Below are 15,417 nucleotides of genomic sequence, written 5' to 3' on the forward strand. Positions count from 1 at the left end.
CCAACTGCCCGAAGACGTTGTACCCCCAGGCGAGGACGCGGCCCTCGGACGTCAGCGCCAGACTGTGGTAACCACCGCCGGCGAGGGCGGTGACCTGAGCACCGGCGGGAAGGTGCACCTCGACCGGCGTACTGCGGTTGGTGGTGGTCCCGTCCCCCAAGGCTCCGTTGAGGTTGAGGCCCCAGGCGAGGACACGGCCGTCGGACGTCAGCGCCAGACTGTGCTGGCCGCCGCCGGCCATGGCGGTGACCGTGGTGGCGGTGGGGAGATCCGTGTAGACGGGCGTGGTGCGGTTGGTGGTGGTCCCGTCCCCCAGTTCCCCGTCGCGGTTGTATCCCCAGGCGAGGAGGCGGCCGTCGGGCGTCAGCGCCAGATTGTGGAAACCGCCTGCGGCGATGGTGGTGACCTGCGCATCGGGGGGAAGGTGTACCTCGACCGGCGTGCTGCGGTCGGTGGTGGTCTCATCCCCCAGCTGCCCGTCGTTGTTGCGGCCCCAGGCGAGGACGCGGCCGTCCGACGTCAGCGCCAGACTGTGGTAATAGCCTGCGGTGATGGCGGTGACCTGAGCACCGGCGGGGAGGTGTACCTCGACCGGCGTGCTGCGGTCGGTGGTGGTCCCGTCCCCCAGCTGCCCGTAGTAGTTGCTCCCCCAGGCGAGGACGCGGCCGTCCGACGTCAGCGCCAGACTGTGCTCGCTGCCGGCGGCGATGGCGGTGACCGTGGTGCCGGCGGGGAGATCCGTGAAGACGGGCGTGTTGCGGTCGGTGGTGGTCCCGTCCCCCAGCTGCCCGCTGTTGTTGAGGCCCCAGGCGAGGACGCGGCCGTCGGATGTCAACGCCAGACTGTGCAAGTCGCGGGTGGCGACGGCGGTGGCCTGAGTGCCGGCGGGAAGGTGCACCTGGACCGGCGTGCTGCTGGTGGTGTTGGTGCCGTTCCCCAACTCACCGACGCTGTTCCACCCCCAGGCCAGCGCGGTGCCGGTCGGCGGGGACGGTTGCGCGCTCGCGGGCGGGGCCGCGAGTCCGGTCAGGCACAGTGCGGCGATTAGCGTGGCGAGCACAGCCGTCAGGGCGGCGTGCGCACGGCCTCCCAGCCGCGATCCCATGGGATACGAAGAAGCTTTCACGATCCTCGTATCTACGGGTTGCCCACGGCCTCTACCGGACGACACCCCGGTCCGCAACCCGAGACCCCCCGGTCGGAGGCCCCCATACCGCTACTTGGCCACCGCGGGGTTCTACCTGGGTCAACGCCCTCACGGTCCATGATCGTGAGGGCGTTGACGGTCGTTCCCTCCAACGGCGGCCCCGTACGTGGCGCACGCAGTCGGCGCCGAGCGCCTGCGCAGGTCAGGTCGTGCGCAGTACGGCTTTCAGGGCGTCTCTGAGGGTCGACTGGGGGTCGGGGGAGGCGCTCTGGGCGCGCCAGGCGACGAAGCCGTCGGGGCGGACGAGGACCGCGCCGTCGGTGCCGACGCCGTGCAGCTCGGCCCAGTCGTCGCCCTCGGTGTCGTACATCAGGTCGGCGTCGCCGCCGGGGCCGATCCGGTAGGCGTCGAGCCGTACCCCGTCCGTGGCGGCGACGCGCCGGGCGGCGTCGTGCCAGCCCGCGTCGTCCGGGGCGTCGGTGAGCAGCACCATGGAGCGTTCGTAGAGGTCGAGGGTGGACAGGCGGCGGGCGGCCTGGCGCAGCCACAGGTGGGGTGCGCGGGTGCCGGGGCGGCCGGTGAGGGAGAGGGTGTCGGGGACGACCGGCGCCTCGGGGTCGGTGCCGAGGGCGGCGCCCTGGGGGTAGTGGTAGCCGAGGACGATGTTGAGGATGCCGCCGCGCTTGGCGCCGCCGACGCCGGGGGCGGGGGCGAAGCCGGGGTGGCTGTGCTCGACGGAGCGGGCGGAGGCGCGGGCGCTGGTGGCGACGGCGACCGGGCGGCGCTCGGCGCCGTAGGTGTCGAGGAGCGCGGGACCGGCCCAGCCGTCGAGGACGGCGGCGAGCTTCCAGGCGAGGTTGTGGGCGTCCTGGATGCCGGTGTTGGAGCCGAACGCGCCGGTGGGGGACATCTCGTGGGCGGAGTCGCCGGCGAGGAAGACCCGGCCCGCCGAATAGGAGTCGGCGACCCGTTCGGCGGCGCGCCAGGAGGCCGTTCCGGTGATCCGCACATCGAGGCCGGGCGCGCCGACCGCGGCCGTGATGTGCCGCTGGAGGCGTTCCTCGGTGAACTCCTCCAGGGACTCGCCGAGTTCCGGGTGCCAGGGGGCGTGGAAGACCCAGTGCTCCTTGTTGTCGATGGGGAGCAGGGCGCCGTCGGCGTCGGGGTGGGTGAGGTAGCAGCAGATGAAGCGGCGGTCGCCGACGACCTCGGCCAGCCGGGTGGAGCGGAAGGTGACGCTGACGTTGGCGAACAGGTCGCCGGGGCCGCTGTGGCCGATGCCGAGGGCGCGGCGGACGGGGCTGCGGGGGCCGTCGGCGGCGACGAGGTAGTCGGCCCGGACGGTGTAGCGCTCGCCGGTGGACCGGTCGCGGACGAGGGCGGTCACCCCGTCGGCGTCCTGCTCGAAGGACTCCAGCTCGTGGTGGTAGCGCAGGTCGCCGCCGAGTTCGCGGGCGCTGTCCACGAGGACGGGTTCGAGGTCGTTCTGGCTGCACAGGCACCAGGCGGTGGGGCTGAACTTCTTCAGGCCGCCGCCGGGGTCGATCTCCTTGAACAGCCACTCGCCGGCGTCGCCGGCCAGGGACGGGGTCTGCAGGATGCCGTGGTTGTCGGCGAGCAGTGAGGCCGCCGCCTTGATGTCCGGCTCGATGCCGGCCACCCGGAAGAGTTCCATCGTCCGGACGTTGTTGCCGCGTCCGCGCGGGTGGTGCGAGGTCCCGGAGTGCCGCTCCACGAGCAGATGGCGTACGCCGAGGCGGCCGAGGAAGAGGGATGTGGACAGGCCCACCAGAGAGCCGCCCACGATGAGGACGGGAACCCGGTGGTCGGCTGTGTGGTGCATCGAGGCCTCCAGAGGCAGGGGTGCGTGCGGGGCGCCTGTGAGTCTCATGCCCGCTATCGCCGTTATTGGGGCCATTTGCGCGCGGGATCACCCGCGTGGTTCCTACGAGTCGCGGGCTTACGCCCACCGGCACAGGATCAAGAAGCGCTGACGTCGCGTCACGGCGGTGACCGGCGCACCCGAGATCCCCCGCCAAGGAGATGTCCGCACCATGACCACCACCTCTGAACGTCTGTCAGAAGCACCGGCACGCGAGGCGTCGAAGCGTGTCTCCCAGTCCGTGTTCGACGGCTCGCGGCTTCGGGTCGTCCTGCTGGTCGACGTCTACGACGGCGCGCAGCAGCAGTTCCTGGAGGCGTACGAGCAGCTGTGCAACCAGGTTGCGTCGGTGCCCGGCCATGTCAGCGACCAACTCTGCCAGTCCATCGAGAATCCATCCCAATGGCTCATCACCAGCGAGTGGGAGAGTGCCCCGCCGTTCCTCACCTGGGTGAACAGCGAGGAGCACGTGCGGATGGTGGAGCCGCTGCACTCCTGCGTGCGCAACACCCGCTCGCTGCGTTTCCACATCGTCCGCGAGACCGGCCGCGCCTACGAGACCGACGCGGTCGCCCGTGGCCGGCTCCAGACGGAGGTGCGCATCGGTGACGGCGTGATCCGGCACGCGCTGACCTTCACCGTCAAGCCGGGCACCGAGGACAAGGTCGCGGGGCTGCTCGCCGACTACGCCGCCCCCGATCCGCGGGTGGACGACTCCACGCGGCTTCTGCGTACCTCGCTGTTCATGCACGGCAACCGGGTGGTGCGCGCCATCGAGGTGCGCGGTGACCTGCTGGCCGCCCTGCGCCATGTGGCGCGCTCGCCCGAGGTGCGGGCCGTCGAGGAGGCGATCAACCCCTACCTGGAGCAGGACCGCGACCTGGACGACCAGGAGTCGGCCCGGCTGTTCTTCACCCGTGCGGCGCTGCCCGCCGTGCACCACGTGATGGCGGACGACCGGCCCGAGGGCACCCGGCGGGCCCTGTACTACCCGGCCCGGCCGGGGCGTGGGATGAAGCTCGCGGAGCTGCTCGCCGAGCTGGACTCGGCGGCCACCGACGAGCCGGCGGGCCGGGTGCTGCGCAGCACGGTCTTCGAGCGCGAGGACGTCGTGGTGCGGCTGGTGGACCTCGCCGAGGAGGGCGCGGACGTGGCACCGCTGCCCGGGGACGCGGCGCGGGCCGCGGAGATGCGCGAGCTGCTGGCCGGCGAGCCCGCCCGCATGGAGCTGGTCACCGACCGCCGTTCGCCCGCGGTCTGAGCACCGGCCCGCCGGCCGCCGCCACGAAGCCGATCACACCCACCGAAGCCCGATCACACCCACCGGAGGAACGTCGTGATCAAACCCCGTCCGAGAATCGTGGACCTCAGCGAGGTCGAGCCCAACACGCGGCGCGGCGGTGATCTGCGCGCCATGCTCACCCCGGCCACGGTCGGTTCCACCAGCGGCTTCATGGGTGTGGCCATCGTGCAGCCCGGCGACCGCATCGGTGAGCACTACCACCCCTACTCCGAGGAGTTCGTCTACGTCGTCTGCGGCGAGCTGGAGGTCGACCTGGACGGCGAGCCGCACGTGCTTCGCCCGGAGCAGGGGCTGATGATCCCCATCGACATGCGCCACCGGTTCCGCAACGTCGGCAACGTGGAGGCGCGGCTGGTCTTCCACCTCGGCCCGCTGGCGCCGCGTCCGCAGCTCGGGCACGTCGACACCGAGGAGACCCCGGTGGCCGGCGCGGCCACGGTGGCGACCGAGCCGGCCGGGGCGGGCGCCGACCGCGGAGGGGTCCGGTCATGACCCGGCGCGTGGCGGTCACCGGCATAGGCATCGTCGCCCCGGGCGGCATCGGCGCCCCCGCGTTCTGGGACCTGCTCGCGCACGGCCGGACCGCGACGCGGGGCATCACCTTCTTCGACCCCTCACAGCTGCGGTCGCGGATAGCGGCCGAGTGCGACTTCGACCCGGTGGCGCACGGCCTGGACGCCGGGCAGACCGAGCGGGCGGACCGCTACATCCAGTTCGCCCTGGTCGCGGGCGACGAGGCGGTCCGCGACTCGGGCCTCGACCTCCAGCGGGAGGACCCGTGGCGCATCGCGGTGTCGGTGGGCACCGCGGTCGGCGGCACCACCCGCCTGGAGCACGACTACGTGCTGGTCAGCCACGGCGGCGAGCGCTGGGACGTGGACCACGAGCGGGCGGAGCCCCAGTTGCACCGGGCGTTCTCCCCGAGCACCGCGGCCTCCGCGGTGGCGGAACGCTTCGGCGCCCAGGGCCCGGTGCAGACCGTCTCCACCGGCTGCACCTCCGGCCTCGACGCCGTCGGATACGCCTTCCACACCGTCCAGGAGGGCCGGGCCGACATCTGCATAGCCGGTGCGTCGGACTCCCCGATATCCCCCATCACCATGGCGTGCTTCGACGCGATCAAGGCCACGTCACCGAACAACGACGACCCCGCGCACGCCTCCAGGCCCTTCGACAACAACCGTGACGGCTTCGTCATGGGCGAGGGCGGCGCGGTGCTCGTCCTGGAGGAACTGGAGCACGCACGGGCCCGCGGCGCGCACGTCTACTGCGAGTTCGGCGGCTACGCGACCTTCGGCAACGCCTACCACATGACCGGCCTGACCAAGGAGGGCCTGGAGATGGCGCGGGCCATCTCGACCGCCCTCGACCAGGCCCGGCTGGACCCCACGGCGATCGACTACGTCAACGCGCACGGCTCCGGCACCCGGCAGAACGACCGTCACGAGACGGCGGCCGTCAAGCGGGCCCTCGGGCAGCACGCCTACGACACCCCGATGAGCTCCATCAAGTCCATGGTGGGCCACTCCCTCGGGGCGATCGGCGCCATCGAACTGGTCGCCTGTGTCCTGGCCCTGGCCAAGCAGGCCGTACCGCCGACCGCGAACTACGAGACACCCGACCCCGAGTGCGACCTCGACTACGTGCCGCGTACCGCCCGCGAGCGGAAGCTGACCAGCGTGCTCTCCGTGGGCAGCGGGTTCGGCGGCTTCCAGTCCGCGGTGATCCTGACCCGGCCGAGGGAGTGAGGACACGATGAGCGAACCCCAGGACCGGCGCGCGGCCGTCACCGGCATCGGCGTGGTCGCGCCCAACGGCATCAGCACCGACACCTTCTGGAAGGCCACCCACGAGGGCCTCAGCGTCCTGGACCGGGTGACCCGCGAGGGCTGTGAGCGGCTGCCGCTGAAGGTGGCCGGCGAGGTCCGCGCCTTCGACGCGGCGGACACCATCGAGGAGCGCTTCCTCGTCCAGACCGACCGGTTCACCCACTACGCCATGGCCGCGGCGGACTTCGCGCTCACCGACGCCCGGCTCGGCCCGGCCGACACCGCCGAGTCGCCGTACTCCATCGGCGTGGTCACCGCCGCGGGCTCCGGCGGCGGCGAGTTCGGCCAGCGCGAGCTCCAGCGGCTGTGGGGCAAGGGCAGCCGGTTCGTGGGGCCGTACCAGTCCATCGCCTGGTTCTACGCCGCGAGCACCGGCCAGGTCTCCATCCGCCGCGGCTTCAAGGGCCCCTGCTCGGTCGTCGCCTCCGACGAGGCCGGCGGCCTGGATGCCCTCGCGCACGCGGCGCGGGCGGTACGGCGAGGCACCGATGTGATCGTGGCCGGCTCCACCGAGGCGCCGCTCGCGCCGTATTCGGTGGTCTGCCAGCTCGGCTACGAGGAGCTGAGCCGGGAGAGCGAACCGGGGCGCGCCTACCGGCCGTTCACGAAGGAGGCGTGCGGGTTCGTGCCCGCCGAGGGCGGCGCGATGCTCGTGGTGGAGGCCGCCGGCGCCGCCCGCGAGCGCGGTGCCGACATCCGGGCCTACGTCGCCGGGCACGCGGCCACCTTCACCGGCGCCTCCCGCTGGGCGGAGTCCCGCGCGGGCCTCGCCCAGGCGATCCGGCAGGCGCTGGCCGAGGCCGGGTGCGCGCCCGAGGAGGTCGACGTCGTCTTCGCCGACGCCCTCGGGGTGCCGGCCGCCGACCGGGCCGAGGCGCTGGCCATCGCCGACGTCCTCGGCGCGGGCGCCGCACGGGTGCCGGTCACCGCCCCCAAGACCGGCACCGGCCGCGGCTACTGCGCGGCCCCGGTGCTGGACACCGCCGCGGCCGTGCTCGCGATGGAGCACGGACTGATCCCGCCGACCCCGAACGTCCACGACGTCTGCCACGACCTCGACCTCGTCACGGGCCGCGCCCGCGTCGCCGAGACGCGCACGGCGCTGGTCCTCAGCCGCGGCCTCATGGGGTCGAACTCGGCGCTGGTGCTGCGGCACCCCAGCGCGCGGTGAACACAGCGAAGGAGGAGAGCAATGTCCAAGATCACCGTCGAAGAACTCGCAGCCCTCATGAAGAAGGCGGCCGGTGTCACCGTCAGCCCCGAGCAGCTCAACGACAAGCCGGACACCGGCTTCGACGTCCTCGGCGTCGACTCGCTCGGCCTGCTCGGCATCGTCGGCGAGCTGGAGAACGAGCACGGCACCCCGATGCCGGTGGACGCCGAGCGCTGCAAGACCCCCCAGCAGTTCCTCAACCTCGTCAACAACACGCTGATGGCAGGAGCCTGACATGGCAGGACACACCCGGAACGAGATCACCATCGCGGCCCCCCTCGACCTGGTCTGGGACATGACCAACGACCTGGAGCGCTGGCCCCAGCTCTTCAGCGAGTACGCGGCCGTCGAGGTGCTCAAGCGGGAGGGCGAGAAGACCACCTTCCGGCTCACCATGCACCCGGACGAGAACGGCACCGTCTGGAGCTGGGTCTCCGAGCGCGAGCCCGACCGCGCCACCCGCACCGTCCGGGCCCGCCGGGTGGAGACCGGGCCGTTCGCCCACATGGACATCCACTGGGCCTACGAGGAGGTCCCGGCCGGCACCCGCATGGTGTGGACGCAGGACTTCGCGATGAAGCCCGAGGCCCCCGTCGACGACGAGTGGATGACCGACAACATCAACAAGAACTCCAAGGTCCAGCTCGCCCTGATCCGCGACAAGATCGAGAAGGCCGCCGCCGGACAGCGGCCGGCCCCGGCGCTCGCCGACTGAGCGGCCATCGGGACGGAAGGGAACGAGGAGAGGACGAACACCGTGCACCAGGCCCTGATCGTCGCCCGGATGGCCCCGGGTTCCGCCCCCGACATCGCGAAGATCTTCGAGGAGTCCGACCGGGGGGAGCTGCCGCACCTCGTGGGCGTCACCCGGCGCAGCCTCTTCCAGTTCGGCGATGTGTACATGCACCTCATCGAGTCCGAGCGCGAACCGGGCCCGGCCATCGCCAAGGTCACCGAGCACCCCGAGTTCAGGGACGTCAGCGAGCGGCTGACGGCATACGTCAGCGCGTACGACCCGGAGACCTGGCGGTCTCCCAAGGACGCGATGGCGCGCCGCTTCTACCTGTGGGAGCGCCCCTGAGCCATACCGGGCCCTGAGCCCCACCGGGCCCTGAGCCCCACCGGGCCCTGAGCCCCGCCGGACGGCCGTCGGCCGCCGGATCCGCTGCACCGCGGATCCGGCGGCCGACGGCCCGTGTACGGCCGCGCTCAGCCGATCACATGGCACTCGAACGCGTGCAGGTACGGGTTGACCGGCCGGACGGTGTCCACGGCGAGCCCCGCCGCGGTGAGCCGGCTCACCATGCTGTCCGTGGTGTGCTTGGCCCCGCCGACGTTGAGGAGGAGGAGCAGGTCCATCGCGGTGCTGAACCGCATCGACGGGGTGTCGTCGACCAGGTTCTCGATGACGACGACCCGGGTGCCGGGCCCGCCCGCCCGGACGACGTTGTGCAGCAGCCGGGCCGTGCTCTCGTCGTCCCACTCCAGGATGTTCTTGATGACGTAGACGTCCGCCTTGACCGGGATCGCCTCCCGGATGTCGCCCGGCACGATCTGCGCGCGGCCGGCCAGGTCGCCGCCCTCGCGCAGCCTCGGCAGCGCGTTCTCCACCACCCGGGGCAGGTCCAGCAGACTGCCGTGCATCGCCGGGTACTTGTCCAGCAGGCAGGCCACCACATGCCCCTGGCCGCCGCCGAGGTCGGCGACGGACGCGGCGCCGGACAGGTCGAGCAGGGCCGCGACCTCCCGTGCCGACTGCTCGCTGGAACGGGTCATCGCCCGGTTGAAGACGTCCGCGGACTCGGGCGCGTCCTCGTTCAGGTAGGTGAAGAACTCCTTGCCGTACAGGCCCTCCACCACGTTGCGGCCGGTGCGCACCGCCTCGTCCAGCTTGGGCCAGGCGGCCCAGGTCCACGGTTCGGTGCACCACAGCGCGATGGCGCGCAGGCTGTCGGGGGCGTCCTCGCGCAGCAGCCGGGACATGTCGGTGTGCGCGAAGGTGCCGTCGGGCCGCTCGGTGAAGACGCCGTAGCAGGCCAGGGCCCGCAACATGCGGCGCAGCGGCTTGGCCTCGGTGTGGACCGCGGCCGCGAGGGCCTCGGCGCTCTGCGGGGTGTCCCCGAGGGCGTCGGGCACGCCGAGGCGGGCGGCGGCCCGTACGGCGGCGGACAGGGCCGCGCCGAAGACGAGTTCGCGCAGCCGCATCGGCGGGGGCGGGGCGGGCGGGGCCTGGGAGGTGGCCCGGTTCGGCGGTGCCGTCTCAGCGGTGGTCATCTGCCGGCTTCCTTCGTTCTCGGCCTGCGTCGGTCCAGCAGGGGAAGTGGTCGGGCGGTCAGCACAGGCCTGAGGGCTTGGAGACCCGGCAGGCGTTGTGGTCGAAGGTGTTGCCGAGGCTCTTGGTCTCCGTGTCGACCAGGTCCGCGGGGGCGTTGCCGGCCAGCGCGTTGCCGCTGACGCGGTTCTGGTCGTTGGTGACGCCGACGAAGCTCTTGAACAGCACGATGCCGCCGGACAGCGGGGAGTCGCCCGCGTTGCCGGTGACCCGGTTGCCGTCCACCAGGGTCTTCTCGGTGCCGGTCAGCACGATGCCGGAGCCCTGGAGGGCGGGCAGCCGCTCGGTCTTGGGGCAGTACTTGTTGTTCGCCGTGACGTCGTTGAAGGCGACCTCCAGGGCACCGGCCTTGGGCTTGTTCTCGTCGCCGACGACGAACACACCGGCGCAGTTGCCGACGATGTAGTTCTCGGCCACCGTGAGGTTGCGCAGGCGCCGTACGGTGACGCCGATGCGGTTGTCCTCCAGCCGGTTGTGGTCGATCACCGCGCGCTCGGTGTCGAGGGAGCCGGCCTCCTCGGTGATGGTGTTGGCGAGGAAGACGCCCGCGTCGCCGTTGCCCCGGGCGTAGTTGTCCGTGATGTGACCGCGCACGGACCGCTCCTGGGCGATGCCCCACACGGCGTTCTCCACGGCCTGCACGCGGCGCACCGTCATGGTGTCCGTCGCCATGCCGAACACCCCGGCGCGGCTGAAGCCGGTCACCTTCAGGTCGGCGACGGTGACGCCCTCGACGTTCTTCGTCTTGGTGCCGATCACGCAGATGCCGTTGCCGCCCTCGGCGCAGCTCTTGGTGGCCTTGGTGTCCGTCTTCGACGCCGTGCCCGGCGCCGCCGTCTTCGCGGCGGGCTCGATCACCGTGCTCGCGCCCAGCCCGCGCAGGGTGATCCCGGGCGTGCTGATGGTGACGCTCTCCCGGTAGGTGCCGGGGAGCACGAGTACGGTGTCGCCCGGCTGCGCCCTGTTCACGGCGTTCTGGATCGATTCACCCTGGCGGACCAAGAGGGTCTGGTGGAGGGCCGCCGCGGGGGAGGCGCCCAGTCCGATTCCCGTGCCGACGAGTGCCGCGACGGCGCTGGCGGCATAAGCCATGTGACATCTCTTCATATCGGGTACGTTATGACCGAATAATCCGTACTTGTACGGATAGGCCATCCGGCGGCGTGTCAGCGCGGGGGAACGCATACTGGCGAGGTGACCCGGGCCGGCCACCTCCGCCGTGGACTCGGGGCGGTCGCGGGCTACGTCCGCGGTGCCCCGGGCGCCTACGTCTGGCTGGCGGTCCTGTTCGTCACCACCGTCGCGGTGCACCACATGTCGCCCGGGTTCGAGCAGCACTTCCTGCGCCGCAGGTCGACCAACATCCACGAGCTGTCCCGCACCCCGCTGCGGGTGCTGGTCTCCAGCGCGATGTGGATCGACGGCGGGCGCTGGCTGCCGTACGCGTTCCTGTACACGGTCTTCCACGCCCCGGCCGAGCGCTGGCTCGGCACCGCCCGCTGGCTCGTGGTGTGCGCGGCGGCCCACGTGCTGGCGTCCCTGGTCAGCGAGGGGCTGCTGCTGAAGGCGATCCGGGACGGCATCGCCCCGCACTCGGCGGTCAACACCCTGGACATCGGCGTCAGTTACGCCCTGGCCGGGGTCGTCGCGGTCCTCGTCTACCGCATCGCGACCCCCTGGCGCTACGCCTACCTCGCCGTCGTCCTCGTCGTCTTCGCCCTCCCGCTGGCGCAGTCGCCCACCTTCACCGACATCGGGCATTTCCTCGGGATGCTGATCGGCCTGGCCTGCTATCCGCTGACCAGAGGCCGCGGAAAAGCATGGAATCCGAAGGAGACACTGACCGCGCTCAAGGGTTAGGTTCCCGGCCATGAGCAGCTCGGCGAACAGTGTCGTGAACGGTGGCATCTCCTTCTGGTACGCGGACGACGGTCTCCCGCCGGCCCGCGAACCGCTGCCCGGGGACGCCACGGCCGACGTGGTGATCGTCGGCGGCGGATACACCGGCCTGTGGACCGCGTACTACCTGAAGAAGGCCGCGCCCTTCCTGCGGATCACCGTCCTGGAGCAGAAGTTCTGCGGATACGGCGCCTCCGGCCGCAACGGCGGCTGGCTGTACAACGGCATCGCGGGCCGCGACCGCTACGCCAGGCTGCACGGCCGCGAGGCCGCGATGCGGCTCCAGCGGGCGATGAACGACACCGTCGACGAGGTGATCGCGGTCGCCGGGGCGGAGGGCATCGACGCCGACCTGCACAAGGGCGGCGTCCTGGAGGTGGCCACCACCCCGGCCCAGCTTGCCCGGCTGAAGGCGTTCCACGAGCACGAGCTGTCGTACGGCGAGAAGGACCGGGAGCTGTACGGCGCCCGGGAGACGGCCGAGCGGATCCGGGTCGCGGACGCCGTCGGCTCCACCTGGACCCCGCACGGCGCCCGGCTGAACCCCGTGAAGCTGGTGAAGGGCCTGGCGGCGGCGGTCGAGGCGCTGGGCGTGGTGATCCACGAGATGACCCCGGTGACCGAGATCCGCCCCAAGCACGCCGTCACCCCCTACGGCACCGTCCGCGCCCCCTATGTGCTGCGCTGCACCGAGGGCTTCACCGCCTCCCTCAAGGGGCAGAAGCGGACCTGGCTGCCGATGAACTCCTCGATGATCGCCACCGAGCCGCTGACCGAGGAGCAGTGGGCGGCGATCGGCTGGGACGGCCGGGAGACGCTGGGCGACATGGCGCACGCCTACATGTACGCGCAGCGCACCGCCGACGACCGGATCGCGCTGGGCGGACGCGGGGTGCCGTACCGCTTCGGCTCCCGCACGGACAACGACGGCCGCACCCAGCGGGCGACCGTCGAGGCGCTGCGGGACATCCTGGTGCGCTTCTTCCCGTCCCTGGCCGGGACCGCGGTGACCCACGCCTGGTCCGGCGTCCTCGGCGTGCCCCGCGACTGGTGCGCCACGGTCACCCTCGACCGCTCCACCGGCCTCGGCTGGGCCGGCGGCTACGTCGGCTCCGGCGTCGCCACCACCAACCTCGCCGCCCGCACCCTGCGCGACCTCGTCCAGCGGGACTCCGGCCAGGGCGGCCGCACCGAACTCACCGACCTGCCCTGGGTCGGCCACAAGGTCCGCAAGTGGGAGCCCGAGCCCTTGCGCTGGCTCGGCGTCCACGGCATGTACGCCACCTACCACACGGCCGACCACCGCGAACGCCTCCACCCGGGAACGGAGTCGTCGCGCCTGGCGAGGGCGGCGGACTGGGTGGCGGGACGGAACTGAGGCCGCTCGGGTTGGCCGCGTCATGATCTCTTGACGAGAGCGCGACCGATGCATGACAAAAACGCGACATGGGCCGAGGAGCATGGTCCGCGTTGTCGTCAATGAAGGAATGATCGATTCCGCCTGGTCGCGTCCGTCGCGCGGTGGGCTCGCGTTCCATAACGGGGAGAGGTCCTTTTCATGCCTATCCGGGTCGCCACCTGTGTTTCCGCCGTCGCCACGATGGCCGTGTGCGGCGTGCTGCTCACCGGCTGCAACGACGATTCCGGCGCGGGCGCCGACGTCGTGTCCTCGGCCACGCCGTCCGCGTCCGCGACGTCCGACGGCTCCTCGCCCGCGGCGTCGCCGTCGCAGTCGGCCGCCGGTGACGGGGGCGCGGCCGCCGGCACCGCCGTGCCGGTGAACAAGACGATCAACGACGACGTGATGGGCGAGAAGGCCACCATCGTCAAGTACGTCAAGGACTTCCAGCCGTCGGCGGCGGCGAAGGCCAAGTTCTCGGCGCTGGCGGACGAGAACGTCGTCCTGGTGGACGTCACGGTCACCGCGAGCTCGAAGTACTACGACAGCTTCGGCGCCACGTCCTTCTACCTCACCGGCATGCCCAACGGCATCGACCAGGCGAGCACCACCATCCTCGACGACGAGATCAAGGCGGCCGGCTACCCGCCGCTGAAGGACGCCGAGACCGGCAAGACGTCGACGGGCTGGATCGTCTTCACGCCGACCAAGGACGCGGACAAGCTCGTCCTGCGCTACAAGCGGCTGGCGGCCAAGGGCTCCGACGGGACCGACATCGCCGCGAAGAACTTCGACGTCCCGCTCGGCTGATCGCGCTCGGCCGCCCCGGCCTAGGGCCTCTCGTTTGGATCATGCCGGGCTCGCGGGGTCTGGCGCCGCTCCCTGATCCGGCCTGATCCAAACGAAAGACCCTAGCCCACCGACTCCCGCACCGGGGTTCCGGCCGGGGCGCCGTGTTCCGGGGCCGGGGCGGTCACCAGGAGGCCGGCGGTCAGGGCGGAGACGAGCATGATCACGGCGGCCCAGGCGATGGCGACGGTGTAGCCGTGGACCACGCCCGCCGGGACCGTGCCGGGCCGGTGCGGGCGGGCGGCGACGTAGGCCGCGGTGCTGGTGGTGGCGATCGTGTTCAGCAGGGCCGTGCCGATCGAACCGCCGACCTGCTGGGCGGTGTTGACGGTCGCCGAGGTGACCCCGGAGTCACGCGGCGCGACCCCCGCCGTGGCCGTGGCGAACACCGGCATGAAGGTCAGCCCCATGCCGAGCCCCAGCAGCAGCAGGCTGGGCAGGATCTCCCCGGCGTAGGAGGAGCGCACGGTCAGCCGGGTGAGCAGCGCCAGCCCGCTCGCCGCCAGCAGCATGCCCGGCACCAGCAGCCGCCGCGGCGGCACCCGCGGCAGCAGCCGCGCGGAGATCTGCGTCGCCCCGACGGCGATCGCGGCGGTCATCGGCAGGAAGGCCAGGCCCGTCCGGACCGGCGAGTAGCCGAGGATGACCTGGAGGTAGTAGGTCATGAAGAGGAACAGCCCGAACATGCCGATCACCGCGAACGTCATCGTCAGCAGACACCCCGCCCGGTCCCGGCTGCGCAGGATCCGCAGCGGCAGCAGCGGGCTCGGCGCCCGCGCCTGCCACCACACGAACGCCACGAGCAGCAGCGCCCCGGCCGCGAGCAGCGCGAGCACCAGTGGATCGGCCCAGCCGCGCGGCTCGGCCGCGCTGACGCCGTAGACGATCGCGACCAGGCCCCCGCAGCCCAGCAGCACGCCGGGAACGTCGAGCCGGACGTCCGTGTGCCCCGGCCGGTCGTGCAGCAGCGTGAACGCGCCGAAGACGGCGAGCGCCGCGATGGGCACGTTCACGTACAGACACCAGCGCCAGGTCAGGTACTCGGTGAGCATCCCGCCGACGACCAGCCCGATCGCGGAACCGCTGCCGGCCAGTGCGCTGTAGACCCCGAAGGCCCTGCCCCGCTCGCGCGGGTCGGTGAACGTCGTGGTCAGCAGGGACAACGCGGAGGGCGCGAGCAAGGCGGCGAAGACGCCCTGGAGTGCGCGGGCGCCGAAGAGCATGCCGGAGCCGGTCGCGGCCCCGCCGAGCGCGGAGGCGGCCGCGAAGCCGACCAGCCCGGTCACGAAGGTGCGTTTTCGCCCCACGAGATCGGCGATCCGGCCGCCCAGCAGGAGCAGCCCGCCGAAGGCGAGGGTGTACGCGGTGATCACCCACTGCCGGTTGCCATCGGACATGTGCAGGGCGCGCTGCGCGGAGGGAAGCGCGATGTTCACGATCGTGGCGTCCAGGACCACCATCAGCTGGGCCAGGGCTATGACGACCAGCCCCCACCAGCGGTGCGGATCCGTTGCCTCCGCGGCGGCCCGGGACTCACCCGTTCGGCCGATGCTCATCTGGCCAG

The 15,417-nt window shown here is 71.9% G+C and carries 15 protein-coding genes; 10 read left to right on the plus strand and 5 right to left on the minus strand.

Annotated features, from left to right (window positions below):
• The coding region (locus AB0927_RS36720; RefSeq protein ID WP_366672175.1) for a chromosome condensation regulator RCC1 at positions 1-1,060 on the minus strand (1,060 nt) is incomplete at its 3' end.
• 289 nt (positions 1,061-1,349) lie between these two features.
• On the minus strand, positions 1,350-2,990 hold the full coding sequence (locus tag AB0927_RS36725; RefSeq protein WP_366672176.1) for an FAD-dependent monooxygenase: 1,641 nt from the start codon (positions 2,988-2,990) through the stop codon (positions 1,350-1,352).
• A gap of 211 nt (positions 2,991-3,201) precedes the next feature.
• Between AB0927_RS36725 and AB0927_RS36730 the strand changes: the two genes are divergently transcribed.
• The 7 genes from AB0927_RS36730 to AB0927_RS36760 all read left to right on the plus strand — a co-directional run bounded on the left by AB0927_RS36730 (position 3,202) and on the right by AB0927_RS36760 (position 8,455).
• The gene (locus AB0927_RS36730) at positions 3,202-4,290 is read left to right on the plus strand and encodes a SchA/CurD-like domain-containing protein (RefSeq protein ID WP_366672177.1); all 1,089 of its coding nucleotides are present in this window, start codon (positions 3,202-3,204) and stop codon (positions 4,288-4,290) included.
• 75 nt (positions 4,291-4,365) lie between these two features.
• Positions 4,366-4,824 carry a cupin domain-containing protein gene (locus tag AB0927_RS36735; protein ID WP_366672178.1) on the plus strand — a complete coding sequence of 153 codons (459 nt, stop codon included), beginning with the start codon at positions 4,366-4,368 and terminating at the stop codon, positions 4,822-4,824.
• Positions 4,821-6,080 carry a beta-ketoacyl-[acyl-carrier-protein] synthase family protein gene (locus AB0927_RS36740; RefSeq protein WP_366672179.1) on the plus strand — a complete coding sequence of 420 codons (1,260 nt, stop codon included), beginning with the start codon at positions 4,821-4,823 and terminating at the stop codon, positions 6,078-6,080. The genes AB0927_RS36735 and AB0927_RS36740 overlap by 4 nt, the downstream gene beginning before the upstream one ends.
• A gap of 7 nt (positions 6,081-6,087) precedes the next feature.
• Positions 6,088-7,332: a ketosynthase chain-length factor gene (locus AB0927_RS36745; RefSeq protein WP_366672180.1), complete on the plus strand. Its 1,245-nt coding sequence runs from the start codon at positions 6,088-6,090 to the stop codon at positions 7,330-7,332.
• Between the two features lie 21 nt (positions 7,333-7,353).
• Positions 7,354-7,608 carry an acyl carrier protein gene (locus tag AB0927_RS36750; RefSeq protein WP_111583914.1) on the plus strand — a complete coding sequence of 85 codons (255 nt, stop codon included), beginning with the start codon at positions 7,354-7,356 and terminating at the stop codon, positions 7,606-7,608.
• A 1-nt stretch (position 7,609) separates the two neighbouring features.
• Entirely contained in the window at positions 7,610-8,089 is a 480-nt protein-coding gene (locus AB0927_RS36755; RefSeq protein WP_366672181.1) for an SRPBCC family protein, read from the plus strand.
• Positions 8,090-8,131: 42 nt separating this feature from the next.
• A complete protein-coding gene (locus AB0927_RS36760; RefSeq protein WP_366672182.1) occupies positions 8,132-8,455 on the plus strand; it encodes a TcmI family type II polyketide cyclase in 324 nt (107 codons plus the stop codon).
• Between the two features lie 128 nt (positions 8,456-8,583).
• Here AB0927_RS36760 and AB0927_RS36765 read toward each other — a convergent pair whose 3' ends face one another.
• Together AB0927_RS36765 and AB0927_RS36770 are read right to left on the minus strand one after the other, a co-directional pair.
• On the minus strand, positions 8,584-9,648 hold the full coding sequence (locus tag AB0927_RS36765; protein ID WP_366672183.1) for a methyltransferase: 1,065 nt from the start codon (positions 9,646-9,648) through the stop codon (positions 8,584-8,586).
• Positions 9,649-9,706: 58 nt separating this feature from the next.
• Positions 9,707-10,813 carry a right-handed parallel beta-helix repeat-containing protein gene (locus AB0927_RS36770; RefSeq protein ID WP_366672184.1) on the minus strand — a complete coding sequence of 369 codons (1,107 nt, stop codon included), beginning with the start codon at positions 10,811-10,813 and terminating at the stop codon, positions 9,707-9,709.
• Positions 10,814-10,900: 87 nt separating this feature from the next.
• On the opposite strand from AB0927_RS36770, the gene AB0927_RS36775 reads away from it, so the two are divergent.
• From AB0927_RS36775 to AB0927_RS36785, 3 genes are all read left to right on the plus strand, one after another.
• Positions 10,901-11,566 carry a rhomboid-like protein gene (locus tag AB0927_RS36775; protein WP_366672185.1) on the plus strand — a complete coding sequence of 222 codons (666 nt, stop codon included), beginning with the start codon at positions 10,901-10,903 and terminating at the stop codon, positions 11,564-11,566.
• A gap of 10 nt (positions 11,567-11,576) precedes the next feature.
• Complete coding sequence (locus AB0927_RS36780; RefSeq protein WP_366672186.1) at positions 11,577-12,983, plus strand: FAD-binding oxidoreductase; 1,407 nt, start codon at positions 11,577-11,579, stop codon at positions 12,981-12,983.
• Positions 12,984-13,163: 180 nt separating this feature from the next.
• Entirely contained in the window at positions 13,164-13,814 is a 651-nt protein-coding gene (locus tag AB0927_RS36785; protein ID WP_366672187.1) for a hypothetical protein, read from the plus strand.
• A 101-nt stretch (positions 13,815-13,915) separates the two neighbouring features.
• Here the strand turns inward: AB0927_RS36785 and AB0927_RS36790 are convergent, their stop codons facing one another.
• Entirely contained in the window at positions 13,916-15,409 is a 1,494-nt protein-coding gene (locus AB0927_RS36790) for an MFS transporter (RefSeq protein ID WP_366672188.1), read from the minus strand.
• Positions 15,410-15,417: the final 8 nt, after the last annotated feature.

The organism is Streptomyces sp. NPDC048106 (assembly GCF_040706415.1).
Classification (GTDB): domain Bacteria; phylum Actinomycetota; class Actinomycetes; order Streptomycetales; family Streptomycetaceae; genus Streptomyces.

Coding starts and splice junctions, on each gene's coding strand:
- AB0927_RS36725 (WP_366672176.1), bottom strand. CDS start 2,990: ATGCACCACACAGCCGACCACCGGGTTCCCGTCCTCATCGTGGGCGGC.
- AB0927_RS36730 (WP_366672177.1), top strand. CDS start 3,202: ATGACCACCACCTCTGAACGTCTGTCAGAAGCACCGGCACGCGAGGCG.
- AB0927_RS36740 (WP_366672179.1), top strand. CDS start 4,821: ATGACCCGGCGCGTGGCGGTCACCGGCATAGGCATCGTCGCCCCGGGC.
- AB0927_RS36745 (WP_366672180.1), top strand. CDS start 6,088: ATGAGCGAACCCCAGGACCGGCGCGCGGCCGTCACCGGCATCGGCGTG.
- AB0927_RS36750 (WP_111583914.1), top strand. CDS start 7,354: ATGTCCAAGATCACCGTCGAAGAACTCGCAGCCCTCATGAAGAAGGCG.
- AB0927_RS36755 (WP_366672181.1), top strand. CDS start 7,610: ATGGCAGGACACACCCGGAACGAGATCACCATCGCGGCCCCCCTCGAC.
- AB0927_RS36765 (WP_366672183.1), bottom strand. CDS start 9,648: ATGACCACCGCTGAGACGGCACCGCCGAACCGGGCCACCTCCCAGGCC.
- AB0927_RS36770 (WP_366672184.1), bottom strand. CDS start 10,813: ATGAAGAGATGTCACATGGCTTATGCCGCCAGCGCCGTCGCGGCACTC.
- AB0927_RS36780 (WP_366672186.1), top strand. CDS start 11,577: ATGAGCAGCTCGGCGAACAGTGTCGTGAACGGTGGCATCTCCTTCTGG.
- AB0927_RS36785 (WP_366672187.1), top strand. CDS start 13,164: ATGCCTATCCGGGTCGCCACCTGTGTTTCCGCCGTCGCCACGATGGCC.
- AB0927_RS36790 (WP_366672188.1), bottom strand. CDS start 15,409: ATGAGCATCGGCCGAACGGGTGAGTCCCGGGCCGCCGCGGAGGCAACG.